Annotated in this window: 14 protein-coding genes; 7 read left to right on the top strand and 7 right to left on the bottom strand. The window is 63.0% G+C overall.

Annotation, left to right across the window (positions count from 1 at the left end; all coding sequences use genetic code 11):
- Nucleotides 1–314: 314 nt before the first annotated feature.
- The 3 genes from codB to OW493_RS06280 all read left to right on the top strand — a co-directional run bounded on the left by codB (nt 315) and on the right by OW493_RS06280 (nt 2,424).
- On the top strand, nt 315–1,616 hold the full coding sequence (gene codB / locus OW493_RS06290; RefSeq protein WP_289863616.1) for a cytosine permease: 1,302 nt from the start codon (nt 315–317) through the stop codon (nt 1,614–1,616).
- A 170-nt stretch (nt 1,617–1,786) separates the two neighbouring features.
- On the top strand, nt 1,787–2,080 hold the full coding sequence (locus OW493_RS06285; RefSeq protein ID WP_289863615.1) for a type II toxin-antitoxin system RelE/ParE family toxin: 294 nt from the start codon (nt 1,787–1,789) through the stop codon (nt 2,078–2,080).
- A gap of 14 nt (nt 2,081–2,094) precedes the next feature.
- Entirely contained in the window at nt 2,095–2,424 is a 330-nt protein-coding gene (locus OW493_RS06280) for a HigA family addiction module antitoxin (protein WP_077376121.1), read from the top strand.
- A gap of 124 nt (nt 2,425–2,548) precedes the next feature.
- On the opposite strand, the gene OW493_RS06275 is transcribed toward OW493_RS06280, so the two are convergent.
- From OW493_RS06275 to OW493_RS06260, 4 genes are all read right to left on the bottom strand, one after another.
- Nucleotides 2,549–3,529: an EamA family transporter gene (locus OW493_RS06275; RefSeq protein WP_289863614.1), complete on the bottom strand. Its 981-nt coding sequence runs from the start codon at nt 3,527–3,529 to the stop codon at nt 2,549–2,551.
- A 200-nt stretch (nt 3,530–3,729) separates the two neighbouring features.
- Nucleotides 3,730–4,950, bottom strand: a complete 1,221-nt coding sequence (locus OW493_RS06270) for a DMT family transporter (protein ID WP_289863613.1) — start codon at nt 4,948–4,950, stop codon at nt 3,730–3,732.
- Nucleotides 4,951–5,126: 176 nt separating this feature from the next.
- Nucleotides 5,127–5,858, bottom strand: a complete 732-nt coding sequence (locus OW493_RS06265) for an AraC family transcriptional regulator (RefSeq protein ID WP_271302534.1) — start codon at nt 5,856–5,858, stop codon at nt 5,127–5,129.
- A 74-nt stretch (nt 5,859–5,932) separates the two neighbouring features.
- Nucleotides 5,933–6,475, bottom strand: a complete 543-nt coding sequence (locus OW493_RS06260) for a carboxypeptidase regulatory-like domain-containing protein (protein WP_271302535.1) — start codon at nt 6,473–6,475, stop codon at nt 5,933–5,935.
- A 319-nt stretch (nt 6,476–6,794) separates the two neighbouring features.
- Between OW493_RS06260 and OW493_RS06255 the strand changes: the two genes are divergently transcribed.
- The 4 genes from OW493_RS06255 to OW493_RS06240 all read left to right on the top strand — a co-directional run bounded on the left by OW493_RS06255 (nt 6,795) and on the right by OW493_RS06240 (nt 11,499).
- A complete protein-coding gene (locus OW493_RS06255; protein WP_077376136.1) occupies nt 6,795–7,379 on the top strand; it encodes a sugar dehydrogenase complex small subunit in 585 nt (194 codons plus the stop codon).
- 109 nt (nt 7,380–7,488) lie between these two features.
- Complete coding sequence (locus OW493_RS06250) at nt 7,489–9,102, top strand: GMC family oxidoreductase (RefSeq protein WP_077376139.1); 1,614 nt, start codon at nt 7,489–7,491, stop codon at nt 9,100–9,102.
- A gap of 2 nt (nt 9,103–9,104) precedes the next feature.
- Complete coding sequence (locus OW493_RS06245; RefSeq protein ID WP_218015077.1) at nt 9,105–10,646, top strand: cytochrome c; 1,542 nt, start codon at nt 9,105–9,107, stop codon at nt 10,644–10,646.
- A gap of 313 nt (nt 10,647–10,959) precedes the next feature.
- Nucleotides 10,960–11,499 (top strand): hypothetical protein, encoded by a 540-nt coding sequence (locus OW493_RS06240; RefSeq protein WP_176503370.1) that lies wholly within the window; start codon nt 10,960–10,962, stop codon nt 11,497–11,499.
- A 161-nt stretch (nt 11,500–11,660) separates the two neighbouring features.
- Here the strand turns inward: OW493_RS06240 and OW493_RS06235 are convergent, their stop codons facing one another.
- The 3 genes from OW493_RS06235 to OW493_RS06225 all read right to left on the bottom strand — a co-directional run bounded on the left by OW493_RS06235 (nt 11,661) and on the right by OW493_RS06225 (nt 15,599).
- Entirely contained in the window at nt 11,661–12,698 is a 1,038-nt protein-coding gene (locus OW493_RS06235; protein ID WP_289863612.1) for a hypothetical protein, read from the bottom strand.
- A 248-nt stretch (nt 12,699–12,946) separates the two neighbouring features.
- Nucleotides 12,947–14,152: a dicarboxylate/amino acid:cation symporter gene (locus OW493_RS06230; protein WP_084208616.1), complete on the bottom strand. Its 1,206-nt coding sequence runs from the start codon at nt 14,150–14,152 to the stop codon at nt 12,947–12,949.
- Nucleotides 14,153–14,378: 226 nt separating this feature from the next.
- Nucleotides 14,379–15,599 carry an MFS transporter gene (locus OW493_RS06225; RefSeq protein WP_289863611.1) on the bottom strand — a complete coding sequence of 407 codons (1,221 nt, stop codon included), beginning with the start codon at nt 15,597–15,599 and terminating at the stop codon, nt 14,379–14,381.
- Nucleotides 15,600–15,635: the final 36 nt, after the last annotated feature.

The raw sequence follows: 15,635 nt of genomic DNA, 5'->3' as shown, positions 1-15,635 counted from the left end.
CCTCACACCCCCTCCAGCGCGAGATCCTGACGCCAGGGACAAGTTATGGCGCCAGGCAGTCCGCGGACAGGTACGCGGGCATCTCAATGACTGGCGCGTTTCTTGCGTGGTGGTAGGGTGGCGACCGCCAGTCCCGCTCATCCGCACTTCGCCAGCGGTTGGCAGGCTCTCATCGACCGACGCGCTGCCCGTCGAGCGCAGCGTTCCATGAGAGCGACCTGCCAGGTGGCGAGAGAGCATGGCACCTTACTCCGGCTGACACGGCCTCACACGAAGAGACTCGGCGCGATGCACGAGTCCGAGGGATACCCCGCATGGCAGATGACCGCTCATCAACTTCACAGACCTCACCGCTGGCTTCGGCCGCAGGCAATGACTATCCCTTGAGCGAAGTCCCCGCTTCGGCACGACGTGGGCTGCTCTCCACTTCAATGGTGCTGCTCGGCTTCACCTTCTTCACCGCCACCATGTGGGCCGGTGGGTCACTGGGCGCGGCCTTCGAACTCAATGAGCTGATGTGGATCATCGTGATCGGCAATCTGCTGCTGGGGAGCTATGCGGCGGCGCTGGCCTACATCGCCTGCAAGAGCGGCCTCAACTCGGTGTTGATGGGCCGGCTGTGCTTTGGCGAGAAGGGCAGCCGTCTGTCGGACTTCGTGCTCGGCTTCACCCAGATCGGCTGGTACGCCTGGGGCACCGCGACCATCGCCATCGTGCTGGTCAAGACACTCGGCTTGCCGGAATGGCTGACCACGCCGCTGATGGTCATCTTCGGTTTCGCCTTCTGCCTGACGGCGATGATCGGCTATCGCGGCCTGGACATGCTCTCGCGGGTTGCCGTGCCGGCCATGCTGCTGTTCATCCTGTTCAGTCTCTATACCGGCATGGTCGATGTCGGTGGCATGGCGGGTCTCGCGGCACTGACGCCCACGGATTCCATGAGCTGGACAGCCGCCATCACGGCGGTGATTGGTACCTTCATCAGTGGCGGCACCCAGGCGACCAACTGGAGTCGCTTCGCACGCTCGCCGAAGATCGCCGTGATCGCCACCCTGGCGGCCTTCTTCGTCGGCAATGGCCTGATGGTGCTGACCGGTGCGCTCGGCGCGATGATCTATCAGCAGGCCGATATCGTCGATGTGATGATTGCCCAGGGGCTGGTCAGCCTCGCGGTGCTGATGCTGTTTCTCAATATCTGGACCACCCAGGACAACACCATCTACAACTTCGCCATCGCCGGCTGCAATCTGCTGCGCACGCCGCATCGTCAGCGTGTCACCCTGGGCGGCGCGGCCATCGGCACGGTGCTGGCGGTACTCGGCATGTATGAGTGGCTGATTCCGTTCCTGATTCTGCTCGGCACCTTCATTCCACCGATCGGCGGCGTGATCATGGCCAACTTCTGGCTCGGCCACAGAGGCCAGTATCCGCGTCTCGCCGAGATGCCCAAGGTGGATTTCCACTGGCCGGGCCTCGCCGCCTACGCCATCGCCTGCCTGTGTGCCTGGAGCTCCCCCTTCATGCCGCCGGTCGTGGGTGTCGTGGTCGCCTTCGTCGTCTACGGCGGGCTGATCAAGCTTGCCAAGGTCGAACTGGCCGACAAGACGGCGGCATGAGTGACTGATCGCCTGATGTGAAGGGCAGAGGAATACGACACGCCCAACGAGTTCTGGACTCGTTGGGCGTTTTTCATGGGGGAGAGAAACGTCAGGGTAGAGCCACCTCAGGGGAGAGTCACTTGATGCACAACGGGGTTGTGCATAGAATGAGGGGAAAAGGTGCTGCCATGGCGGTGGAATTCAGGGATGTGTGGCTCGAGAGCTTCTACGAGCAAGATATTGGTCACCGCAAGATACCTGCGGCGCTCTCAAGTTCGCTCTATCGCAAGTTGCAGATTCTCGATGCCGCAAGCCAGGAGTCTGATTTGAGGATTCCGCCAGGCAATCGTTTCGAGTATCTGCAGGGCAATCTCGCAGGTTATTGCTCGATTCGCGTCAACAAGCAGTATCGACTCATCTTTCGATGGGAGGCAGGGATTGCCCATCAAACATATCTAGACCCGCATGCTTACAAGGGCTAGGGGAGGTAGCAGCGATGAGAAACACCCAGCGGCGCCCACTGACGGTAGGCGAGATGTTGACGGCAGAGTTTCTGGAGCCGATGGAGATCGACATCCGCACACTGGCCGAGGCGATGGGAGTGCACAGAAATACCCTGAGCCGTATCGTACATGACAAGGGGACCTTGACGGCCCCGATGGCCATCAAGCTGGCGGCTGCGCTAGGCAATACGCCGGAGTTCTGGCTCAACATCCAGCATGCTGTGGAGCTTTGGGATGTGCGCCATCGTGCCTACGCGCAGGATGCCAAGGGCGTACGCCGCATAACGCCGCAAGTTGATGCCGCCGAGCTTGCCTCGCATTGACGTCGCACGCTTCACGGCGAGTGATCGAGACGGCGTAATCCCGTGGGTGCATGCCCAGTAACACAGAAAGCCCCAGCCTGATCCTCAGGCTGGGGCTTTCTGTTGTTCAGGCTCCAGGCATTCCTCAGGTCGTTTTCGGCCTCACCTGAATCACCAGGCAGACGGTAATCAGTACCATGCCGAGCCAGCCGAGCGGGGCGATATGCTCGCCGACGATGGTGACGGCGAGCAGGGCAGCGACCAGCGGCTCGAACAGCGTGAGCAGGGTGGCCTTGCTGGCGGCGATGGTCTTGAGGCCATAGCCGAAGGCGAGATAGCCGAGGAACATCGGTACCAGTGCCATGTAGAGTGCTACGCCTGCGTTGCCGGCAGTGGCGAACAGGCGCGGGTCTGCCACCAGCATGCTGAGGCCCAGGCCTGCGATCAACGCGATGCCGGCGACGCCGAACAGGCTGCCCATGGCCGCGCGAGCGTGGATACCACCTTCCATCATGCGCCGTGCGATCAGCGAGTAGGCGGCGTAGGTCACCCCGGCGATGATGCCCAGCGCGATACCTGCCAGGCGCGCCAGTTCATCAGTGAAGGCAAGGTGACCGTCAGCACTCTGCCCCGCGGCGAGGGGTGTCGTCATGCCCTGATGGCCCGTTTCGCCCAATGCCATCATCACCACCCCGGCGATGCCCAGCGCGAGGCTGAGATACCAGCTCGGCGTGAGTCGATGGTGACCGAACAGGCGCTCCAGTATCGCGGCCGCCAGGGGCGCCGTGGCGATGGTGATCACCGTGCCGATGGCAACGCCGGCCAGGTGCATCGAGGAGTAGAAGGCCAGCGGGTAGATGACGACACATACGGCGCCGAGCAATACCCAGCGCTTCTGCGCCAACACAAGCCCCAGGCAATCAGTGATGTTCGGGCGTGCCACCCACGCCTGCAACACCCCACCGATCCCCATGGCGAAGGCACCGGTCGCCAGCGGACTGACATCCTGATTGAAGTGGGCCGCCGTGCCGGTGGTGCCCCACAGCAGCGCCGCAAACAGCACCGCCAGGCTGCCCAGCACTCCCGACTTCGAGGGTTGGGTGGTCAGAGGAGAGATCGTTGTCATCCAGGCATTCCTTTGGCGTGAGAGGTGCGCTCTTTCTCGTCGGCTCGCCATGCATGCCGCGAGCACGCAGAGTGTGCTGAAACCACTTTCTGTCATGATCACGACAACGCGGCGAGTCACTGCGGTCTGCGCCCCGTCGTCAGCTCAGCGCAACCGGCTCAGTGAGGCCAGTTCAGTGAGATCCGTTCAGTGAGTTCCGTTCAACGTGGTGTCCTGTCGCCGGACTCCACTGCCGCATGGGACCAGCCGTGCTGGCTCTCTGCGGGGTAGTCGAGCATTGCGACGCTTTCGCAGACGGACTCCTGCCCGCTATCGCTGCCAGTCCAGAGCCCCGTCGCCAGGTCAGTCTCCAGATCAGACGCCCGCTCTGCCTCAAGGTCAGGGCGTCGTGATGCGTGGGAGGACCTTGCCCATGCGGTGGGCGCTGGCTGCGGACTGGCCGTCGGTGTCCTGGGGGCGCGGGAGCGAAGCTGCAGCATCAGGCAGGTCATGATCAACAGCATGCCAACCGCCCCCATCATGGTGAACTGCTCGCCGACCACCACGACCGCCAGAACGCCTGCCACCAGCGGCTCGAACATGGTCAGCATGGTGACGCGACTGATGGGCACGCTGGCCAGCCCACGCCCGAAGACCAGACTGGCCAGCAGCATGGGAATCAGCGCCATGTAGATGGCGACACTGGCATTCACCGGCGTGGCGAACAGTCGCGGGTCGTGGATGAGGCTGGCGGCTCCAAGGCCGAGCAGCAGCACCACACCGGCGGTGCCGAACAGGCAGCCCATCGCCGCACGCCCGTGGGTGCCTTGCAACATCATGCGTCTGGCGAGCAGCGAATAGGTGGCGTAGCTTGCGCCGGCCACGATCCCCAGGGCGATGCCGATGAGCTTGCGCTCATCCATGAGCATCGCCCCCTCACCACGCGATTCCAGCAGTGGCGTGGCCTCAGGCAACGCGGTCTCGCCGATGGCCATCAGCGCGACGCCGATCATTCCCAGCGTCAGCGCGGCATACCAGCTGGCAGTGACCTTCTTGCGGTCCAGCAGATATTCCAGTGCGGCGGCCGCCAAGGGGGCCGTGGCGATGGTGATGACGGTCCCCATCGCGACCCCGGTGTATTCCATGGCCGAGTAGAAGGCCAGGGGATAGCAGAGGATGAACAAAGCGCCCCAGGCCACCAGGTGTTTCTGTGCGAGCAGCTTGTGTGCCTCGGCGCGAAGGTGGCGGCGTGACAGGATGGCCTGGAGTACGCCGCCCACCCCCATGGCGAAGGCGCCAGTGGCCAGCGGGCTCACACCCTGATTGAAGTGGGCGGCCGTGCCGGTGGTTCCCCACAGGCAGGCAGCCAGCAGTACGCACAGGTTGCCGGTCTGACCTTGGAGCAGCGGGGAGAGCGAAGCGTTCGCGATGCGGTGTTGCATGGTTGATGGCTCGCAATGAAAGGTGATTCGGTGACCACGAGATTACGCTTCATTGCGAATCGATATTGTGCTGAAACTACGCTTCGTTCTGCTGGAGACAGCCAAGTGAGCCAGCAGGCGTCTGAAACGCCGTGACAAGGGCGGGAGAGGTGCTGAAGAAGGTCAGGGGAAGACGCTCAGCTGGAGATGGTCAGGCTGGAGTACTGGCGAGTCATCTCGCGCGGCGTCATGCCGAAATGGTGAGAGAAGCGCCGCGTGAAGGCCGACAGGTTCTGATAGCCCACTGCCTCGGCGACCTGCTGGACACTGAGGTCGGAATGGATCAACTGCGCACGGGCGCGCTCCATGCGCCGCGCTGTCAGGTATTGCTTGACGCTGACGCCCAGGTTGTCACGAAAGATCTTGTGGAACTGGGTAGGGCTCAGATGCGCCAGGGCCGCCAGTGATGCCACGTCATGCGGCTGATCCAGCTGCTCGTTCATGACATCCAGCACTCTGAGCAGACGCCGATCGACACGCTTGTCGCAGGTCTGCCGCTCCAGCAGGCCCAGAAACAGCTCGATGGCCAGCCGGTCGATCCGGGCATCGACCTTGCCCTGCAGCTGGGCTTCGAGAAACAGCAGGTAGTTCATCAGCAGGGTGCTGATGGAGAACACCACGCGCCGAGTGGCGGCGAGATTGTCGGGCAGGTAATCCAGGTCCGCGACGATGAAGCGTGCCGCGTCATGGGCCTGGAACTGATGGGTCTCGCCCGAGCGGATGATCACGCATTCGCCTGTGACCACGGTACCGGTGTAGCCGCCGACCTGGATGTCGAGATGACCCCGGATCGGCAGCACCAGCTGCGGATATTCGTGATCATGCACATCGGCGCGTGGCGTGTAGGAACGTAACGAGAGTGCCGTCATGGTGTCGTGGTCATTCGTCGATCATCCCTCAGGGTGACAGGCCCGGGGCTCGCGGGAGTCTGGGCTCAGCACGCTCAGCGGCTCAGTTCGATGTTGCGTGTCTGACCACGCCCGACCTGGACCTGGCTCAGGATGAGCGGGCTGCGGGTGCCATCGGGCAGTTTGATGACGCCGGCGACATAGAAGGTGCCGGCGGGCAGGCCGGTGGCATTGAAGTAGCCATTGCTGTCGGTGCGCACGATATGGGTATAGGCCTGGGCACGCGGGTCGGCGCGCTCTGCCGTCTTGCCGGCCAGTGCCAGTTCCGCGGCTTCCGCGGAGTAGGTGGTGACGGGGGCAATGGAGATGCCGGCTCGGTTGGCATGGATCGTCTGACCCTGCCAGTCATAGGACATGCGGCCCTTGATGACCGAGGTTCCCGTCTTGTCGAGCTTGGCGTACTCCGCCTCCGGGAAGGCCACTGTCCGCTTGACGCGCTGATCGCCGTCCTCGGAGGCAGTGGTGCTGCCGAAGTCCGGAAGGGAAATGCTGTCGGCGATACGGGACGCGCTCTCGCAACCTGCCAGCAGAGTGGTGGTGAGAATCAACGCGAGAGGGGTACGCAGGGTGCGAAGCATGATGGCCATCCTTGGAATGACGAAGGGATCAAGCCCACATCCTACTGTGCCGCGAGATGACTGAAAACGTCAGCCGCCGCGAAAGACGTAAGCCACGCTCCCGGGGCGAGGGGTGGGGCCTGCCGCGTTCGCTCGGGTTGCATCGAGCGCGATGACAGGGTTGCGCAAGTGCGAACGCACGATTCATTAGTCTTTCGTCTATGAGGGGGTGCCAATTGTTACCATTCACCCAATGTTAATGTTTCCCGCTTGACCTGCTGCTGGCCTGCCAGCGTGCTCGAGTGTGCGTATCTGTTCCCATGATTGCCCGGAGAGCCCCATGACGACTTCGCCTGAGACCGATGCCTTGCCTGATTCGACTCATGACATCGCACGCGTCGATGCTTCCCGGCGTCGCCTGCTCAAGCGTGGTCTGCTCGGGGTCGGTGCCGCGACACTGACCAGCCTGCCATTGTCGGCGCTGGCGCAAACGGTCACCAGCAGTGCCCGGGAGACGGATGAGGATGGCGCCTTTGCCGCCTTCATGTCCCTCTCGGCATGGCTCTTGAGTGACAGAGTCCTCAATGAGCGCCTCGGGCAGCGGTTCTTCGAGGCACTGGCGCGCACGCCCGTCGATGGCGTGCCGGGCCTTGGCACGCTGGTGGACCTGAGAGATCGTCTCCTGGCCCTGGGGGAGCAGCGTGAATATCTGCGCGAGGATGACGTGAGCGAAGCTGAGATGGCGCTGGTGCGCCGCGTGCTGCAGGCCTGGATGCTGGGGACGGTGGGGCAATCTGCCACCGACCCGCAGGCCGAGGTGATCGCCTTTGAACATGCCGGCATGTATGCAGGCCCCCGCGATGTCCAGGTCGTGCGGACCTATTGCCCGAATCGTCCCGGTTTCTGGGCCGAGCGTCCTGCCTGAACCCACTCGTTCATCTGCCAGCATCGCCATGAGAGCGGGCGGCAACGAATGCCCTGACGACATCGCAGTCCCGCTGTGGTGACGCAAAGCACCTTGAGGAGAACCCCGCATGGCTGAGGAAGCTCGTACGTATGACGCTGACGTGATCGTGGTGGGCTCCGGCGTTGCCGGTGCCCTGATCGCGCATCGTCTGGCCGAAGCCGGCAAGGCGGTCATCATGCTGGAAGCCGGCCCGCGCCTGGAGCGCTGGCAGATCGTGGAGCGCTTTCGCAATCAGGCCGACAAGATGGACTTCATGGGGCCGTATCCCGCCAGCAAGGCGGCACCGCATCCCATGCTGCATGGCGACAATGCCGACTATCTCGTCCAGAAGGGTGAGCAGCCCTATGACGCGCAGTATATCCGTGCCGTCGGCGGTACCACCTGGCATTGGGCGGCCTCGGCCTGGCGCTTCCTGCCCAGCGATTTCCGTCTCAAGAGCGAATATGGAGTAGGTCTCGACTGGCCGATCGCCTATGAGGACCTGGAAGACTACTACTTCCGGGCCGAGGTGGCGCTGGGTGTCTGGGGGCCGAATGATGTCGATCTCGGCAGCCCGCGCAGCGCCGAGTATCCGATGGCGCCTCTGCCGCTGTCGTGGAACGAACGGCGGGTCAGCGAGCGCATCAATCCCCACGGTTTTGACATGGTCACCGAGCCGGTGGCGCGCAACAGCCGCCCCTACGATGACCGCCCGACCTGCTGCGGCAACAACAACTGCATGCCGATCTGCCCGATCGGGGCGATGTACTCCGGCATCATTCACGTCGAGAAGGCGGAGCGCGCCGGTGCCCGACTGATCGACAATGCCATCGTCCATCATCTGGAAAGCGATGCCAGCGGCAAGATTCGCGAGGTGCGCTATCTCGACCCGCAAGGCAAGCAGCATCGACTGAGCGCACCCAAAGTGGTGCTGGCGGCCAATGGCATCGAGACGCCCAAGCTGATGCAGATGTCGGTGAATGCGCATACCCCCGATGGTGTGGGCAACCAGAACGACATGGTCGGCCGGCATCTGATGGATCACCCGGGTACCGGTGTGAGCTTTCTGGCCGATGAGGCACTGTGGGCCGGCCGTGGCCCCCAGGAGATGACGTCCATCATCACCTGGCGTGACGGGGATTTCCGCCGTGAATTTGCCTCCAAGAAGCTGCACCTTTCCAACATCGCCCGGACTCAGCAGATGACCACCGAGGTGCTGGCGGAGACACCCCTGAGGCTGGGCGCGGACCTGCAGGCGCAGATCGACAATCGTGCCAGCCGTTATGTGCAGTTCGACAGCTTCCATGAGCTGCTGCCCGAGCCAGCCAATCGCATCACGCCGTCAAAAAAACGTGACGCACTTGGTCTGCCGCGCCCGGAATTCCGTTATGCTATCGATGATTACGTCAAGCGCAGCGCCGTGCATACGCGGGAGCAATATGCACGCATCGCCAAGCTGATGGGAGGCACGGACATCGCGTTCCGTGATGAGTTCTCCAACAACCAGCATATCTGCGGTACGACCCTGATGGGAGATGACCCGACGCAATCCGTGGTGGACCGCGATTGCCGAGTGCATGGCCACGACAATCTGTTCGTCGCCAGCTCCGGCAGCATGCCGACAGTCGGCTCGGTCAACTGCACTCTGACGATTGCCGCCTTGTCTCTTCGTATTGCCGATCTGCTCGAACAGGAAATATAAGCATGGTCCCGCACGCCCGTACTGCTGGCATTCGTGATGCCATTGATGAGAATGCCCGAGGTGCCCGCCTCACGGCCCGTCCCGCGCGTCTGGCCCGTGCAATTCGTCTTGCTGCCATTGCCGGTTCCAGTGCGCTGTTGCTCAGCGCCTGTGGCAGTGGTGAAGATGAGCACGCCAGGCAGGTGGAGGCCGACAAGGCCGCCACCAATGATCCGGCGTTGATCGAGAAGGGCCTGTACATGGCACGCGCCAGTGATTGCGCTGCCTGTCATAGTACGCAAGATGGTGAAGAGTACGCCGGCGGCCTCGGTTTCGAGACGCCGGTCGGCAAGATCTTCGCCACCAACATCACCCCGGACACCGAACACGGCATCGGCAACTACACCCTCGAGGAGTACACCCGTGTACTGCGCGAAGGCGAGGCGGCCGATGGCCACAATCTCTATCCGGCGATGCCGTTCCCATCCTATGCACGTCTGACCGATGACGACATCAAGTCACTCTATGCCTGGAACATGCATGACGTGACGCCGAGCGCCACGCCGAACCGTGAGAGCGAGATTCCGTTCCCGCTCAACATGCGTTGGCCGATGGCGCTGTGGGAAGAGATCTTCTCGCCGCTGGAGCCCTGGCAGGATGACCCCGAGAAGAGCGCCGACTGGAACCGTGGCGCCTATCTCGTCCAGGGGCCGGGACACTGTGGCAGCTGTCACACCGAGCGTGGCATCGCCTTCCAGGAGAAGGCGCTGACAGGCGATGAGGACGGCTATCTCGGTGGTGCGATGATCGAAGGCTGGCGCGCCTTCAACCTGACGCCGGACATGCAGGATGGTCTGGGCAGCTGGAGTGAGCAGGATATCCAGACATACCTCGCCACTGGCAACCTCAAGGGCAAGGCGCAGGCCGGCGGCCCGATGGCGGATGTCGTCACGCACTCCATGCGTCACATGAGCGAAGATGATCTGCGTGCCATTGCCGTCTATCTGAAGTCCATCCCGGCCGTGAATGGCAAGGGTGAGCAGGGCGAGGCGATCAATGATGGCGATCGCCAGGCGGAAGCCGAGCAGGCCAGCGAGCCTCAGGTCGCCACGCGGTTCAATCAAGGGGCACCGGCTGACGATGTCCTGTTGCTGCGCGGTCAGCCGCTCGACAAACGCCCGGATGACGAAGCGCTGATCGGTCAGCTGACGGATGCCACCCCCGGTGTGCGCCTGTATCTGGGCCACTGTGCCATGTGTCACGGGGCGGATGGTGCCGGCACTCAGGATGGCTATTACCCTTCGCTGTTCCACAACAGCGTGACCGGCAGTGTCTATCCGGACAACCTGGCGCAGGCGATTCTCAATGGCGTGCAGCGCGAGAACAATGGTCACAGCGTCTTCATGCCGGCCTTTGATGACAATCTGACCGACGGCGAGCTGATCAACCTGATGGACTACCTGGAGAATCGCTTCGGGGAAGGTCACCAGAGTGCCTCTCTCGCGGCGCCTGATGCGCGTCGCCAGCAGTTGGCGGACAAGCTGGAAGAATGGCGCAAGCACTGAGGCGCCCTTGATCGCCCCCTCTTGCGTGAATGTGAACATGAATGTGAACGTGAGAAGGGGGCAGGAATTGCCTGGCCAGTCGACGTGGCATGCGTGAAGACCGCCACGACGACTGGCCGATAGGCTCACCCGGCGCCAGAGACAACCAGTGCTGGCGCTATGGTGAGGATGGGGTAAAATTGCGCCAGGCAGGACACCGACATCACATTCATCCCGCTCGGTTGCGCTCAAATGCAGCACAAACTGAAGAACTGCGGTAGAATGTGCGCCCAGACTTTAGCTCTTTATCAATTATTCGAGGCAACATAGCAGTATGACCGACGCTACTCTTGACGATCAGCTTGCATCCCTGTTTCAGGAGCAGGACACCAAGCAGGACCAGAACGCCCGCATCAAGGAGCTGGAGCGTCAGCTGCGTGAAGCCAGCAAGGAAGCCGACAAGCTCCGCAATGCCCGTGACAAGGCAAAGAAGGAAGTCGAGGACCTGCGTGCTCGCAACGAGCGTCTGAGCGAGAAGGCAGCAGCCTCTGACAAGCACCGCAAGCAGGTCGAACACGAGTTCAACCAGAAGCTGGTGCAGTACAAGGCGCGTCTGGCCCGTGAACAGGCCATCGCCCAGTCCCGCATGATGCCGATGGCAGCCGCTGAAGAGCAGGCGGAGTCCGAGGACACCGCAGACGCGGCTACCCTGGAAGACCTGGGTCTGAACGCTGCGGCTATCCGCGCGCTGACCGAAGCCGGCTACGATGACGTCGCCAAGGTCCGCAAGGCCCACGCTGACGGCGTGATCGCTGAGGTCAAGGGTATCGGTCCCAAGGCTCAGTCCCAGATCGCGGAAGCGCTGGACGCCTGATCGTAGCTGATGAATGAAAAAACCCGCCAATTGGCGGGTTTTTTCGTGTCTGGCTGACGTGCCTGGCGTTTGACGGCCCGAGGCGGCCTGAGGGACAAGACGGCCTGGGATCAAGACGGCCTGGGATCAAGACGGCCTGGGATCAAGACGGCTCACGACTGTCACTCACTCTGGAGTTCGGGCCAGGTGACGTTGGCCTGCTGCTCGCCCAGCCAGTCATTGAGCGCCTGACGCATGTCACTGACGGCAAGCGCATTGCCATTCAGCGCATGTACCACCTGGGGCAGGCTTGGCGCTTCACCGGCCTGGGCCGGCCACTCCTGCTTGAGCATGAAGGCCGCCTTCGTCGGGTCTTCCTGATGCAGGGTGCGTTGTGCCGCGGCGTGGGCCTGGCCCAGCTGTTGAAGCTCGGCATCGAGAGCGTCATCGGCGATGTCGGCGCGGCTGACCAGCAGCATGCGCGGAAGATCCAGCATGTTGGCGCGCGGCAGCCAGTCCTTGGAGAGCGGGTGCAGGGCCACCAGACGGGAGGCGTCATCGCCACCCAGGAAGGCGGCATGCATCTTGCGACTGTTGATCAGCGCCTTGGGCGCATCGCCGGCGTACTCATCACCTTCCAGCGCTTCCAGCGAGCGTGGGCTCACCAGCTGCATGCTGGAACCGACCTTGACCTCGATCCACTGCTTGAGCGCCAGATGCGAGCGCGCATCACTGTCGCTGATCACCACCCGCACTGCACGCGTGGTGTCATTCAGGAAGCGGATCAGCATTTCCTGCGGCTCGAACAGCTTGGTATAGCGGATCAGCTCATCGCGTGCGACCAGGCTGACATCATCCAGGTCCGCGCCATCCAGTACCCGCAGCGGCACGCCGCTCTCGGCCAGTGCCTTGAGATTCCAGGGCGTCAGGTAGGCGGCGTCCAGCGTGCCATCACGCAGCCCCTTCATCACCTCATCCGCACTGGCGAATTGCGTCAGGGTCAGCGGCTCGCGCAATGAGTCCTCGAGGGTACCTTCGGCTTCCAGCACGACGGCAGGGCTGGCGCTGACACCGGCGTCGGCAGGCATGCCGATCTCTAGGGCACTGGCCTTTTGCGCCAGTATCAAGCTGCCACCGGCGAGGCACCAGGCCGCCAGTGTGCGTCGCAGGGGCAGGCGTTGGGCACGCGGGGTGAGGGGGAAAGAGTCAAGCAGGGACATCTGGCACTCCGGCAACGGTAACAGAGAGGCGGTAACTCACCGCCATGACAGCGCTCACGCGTGGGCGCTCATGGTAGCCGTTCGCGGGCATGGTGTCAGGCGCGGCGCGGCGTCATGCCTCACCTTGAGCATGTGGAAGCCTTGCACACGAAAATGCCCCGCCACTTCTCGAGTGGCGGGGCATTTTCGTGTGCAGCGGTTGTCCCGAGCGCCCTGGAGATCAGTCCGTGACGCTCGGGTGGCCTGCTTCAGGAGCGTGAGCGCGCGGCCTGCTCATCAAGCGCTCGGGCATCGCTGTCCGCGACGACGCCATCGCGGCGGGCGAAGTGGTCGACCCACAGCGCGATCACGCCGTCGCCGGTGACATTGGTGGCGGTGCCGAAGCTGTCCTGTGCCAGATACAGCGCGATCATCAGGCCAAGTTCCGCCTCGCCGAAGCCGAGCATGCTGCCGAGTACGCCCAGTGCGGCCATCACGGCGCCGCCCGGTGCACCGGGCGCGGCGATCATGGTCAGGCCCAGCATGATCAGGAAGGGGACGACTTCGCCGAGACTGGCGATGGCCAGGTCATGGCTCATCATCATCACGGCGGTAGCGCAGGTCACGATGGTGATGGTAGAGCCTGACAGATGGATGGTGGCACACAGCGGCACGCTGAAATCCGCCACTTCATCGCTGACCCCGTTGGCCTTGGTCTGACGCAGGCTGACCGGAATGGTCGCGGCGGAGGACATGGTGCCCAGCGCCGTCAGATAGGCGGGCAGCATGTTGCGCAGGAGTCCCAGCGGCGAGCGACGCTGGACGAGCCCGGTGATCAGATAGGCCGTGCTCAACCAGATCCAGTGCATCACGATGGCCAGCACCAGCACCTTCCAGAAGGTATCCAGAGTCGACAGCGCCTTGCCCTCATAGGCCATCTCGGCAAAGGTACCGGCGATGAACAGCGGCAGCAGCGGGATGATGACGCTGTTGAGGAACACGTCGACCACTTCACGTGATTCAAATACTGCGCTTTTCAGGGTCGGAAGCTCCCGACGACTGATGACGACACCGAAGACGAAGGCCAGTACCAGCGCCGTCATCACCGGCAACGCGGCCGGAATCTCGAGATCGAGGAAGGGGGCCAGTGCGTCGCGGCCTTCGGCCACGGGCGCCATGCCGGACAGCATGCCCGGCAGCAGATTGCTGGCGACCAGGAAGGCGAAGATGCCAGCGAGAATGGTGGAGCCATAGGCCATGCCGACGGTGCGTCCGAGCATGGCGCCTGAATTCTTCGGCAGAGAGGCGATGCCACTCATCACGTAGAACAGGATGATCAGCGGGATGGTGAAGTTGATCAGCTGGCCGATGATGACCTTGGCGGTCAGCGCCGCGCGGACCACGATATCCGGGGCCATCAGACCGATCAGAAGACCGGCGATGATGCCGAGGACAAGTTTGACGATGAGCTTCATGTGGATCTCGAGAGTTTGACGGGTTCTTGCCCTGAGTACAGGCCGTGAATCGCGTACCATCTCGCTGGTCGGCGGACTGCAGGTCGTCGCAGTCAGGCCACGCACCGAAATGGCGCGCAGAGTGTACCTGAATCGACTACCTGAATCATGGCGTCATTTGCCGCAGTCCGTGAGTGATGGCGGCATTCGCTGTCGTCGGGGCCCACGGTCCCCTTGAGAGGGACGTTCAGGCCTTGTGGGAGGGCGCCGCTGGCCGGCGCTGTCTGAGCAGGTGATGCCCGAGCGCCAGCGCCCCGAGCGTCAGCCCGAACACTGCCATGCCCTGCCAGCCGAAGAGGCTCATCATCTTGACCCCGACGGCCGAGCCCAGGCCGGCACCGGTGTAATAGCACAGCATGTAGACGGCATTCATGCGGCTCTGCGCCTCGGGGTCGATGGAGAAGACGCGTACCTGATTGGGAATCTGGGCGGCGAAGACCCCGAGATCCAGCAGGATGATGCCGATGATCAGCCCCGTCAGGCTGTCTCCCCAGAGGCCGAGTACCGCGAAGGCGGCCACCACCATCATGAGTGCGAGGCTGATCAAGGGGCCTGCGCCGACGCGATTGACCAGACGTCCCGCCGCCTTGGCTCCGATGATCCCCGCCAGTCCGATGATGCCGAACAGTCCGGCTTGCTGAACGCTGTAATTAAAGGGCGTGTCGGTGACATGAAGTGCCAGTGTCGCCCACATGGCGTTGAAGGCCGCGAACCACAGTGCGCCGGTGAACGCGGATTCGCGCAGCAGCGCATGGCGTTTCAGTAGCGTGAACATCGAGGCGATGAGCCTGGGATAGGCCATCTGCACCGCAGGGGCACGACTCGGCAGCTGACGATACAGTGACACACCGATGACGATGGCGAGGATGGCGGCGACCAGAAAGACGCTGCGCCAGCCCCAGTACTCGGCGATGCTGCCGCTCAGGGTGCGCGAGAGCAGGATGCCGATGGTCAGCCCCGTCATCAGCGTGCCGATCACCTTGCCGCGCCTCTGCGGTGTGGAGAGTGACGCGGCAAGCGGGATCAGCTGCTGGGTGATGTTGGCGCCCAGACCGACCACGAAACTCGCCACCAGCAATGGCCAGAGACTCGGGGCAAGAAAGACGCCCAGCGAGGCCACGGCCAGGGTGATGGACAGATTGCGGATCAACAGGCGTCTGTCCATGGTGTCGCCCAGCGGCGAGATCAGCAGGATCGCCACGGCATAACCGAACTGCGTGGCCGAGGGAATCATGCCGATGGTGCCCTGACTGACGCCGAGTGAGGCTGCCATGTCGGCCAGCAGCGGCTGGTTGTAATACAGGTTGGCTGCCGTGGCGGCCACGGCAATCGCCATCAGCAACAGCAGGCTGCGACTGATGGGGGAGGACTCGGGGGTCTCCGTGGTCGTCTCGTCTTGATGGCTCACCGAAAGGCTCCTCTTGCGCATTGTGCTGATGTGCGG

The sequence above is a fragment of the Cobetia sp. 14N.309.X.WAT.E.A4 genome (genome assembly GCF_030397495.1).
Classification (GTDB): domain Bacteria; phylum Pseudomonadota; class Gammaproteobacteria; order Pseudomonadales; family Halomonadaceae; genus Cobetia; species Cobetia marina.
Note: the sequence above shows the minus strand (reverse complement) of the source record. Positions and strands in the feature narration are given on the sequence as shown.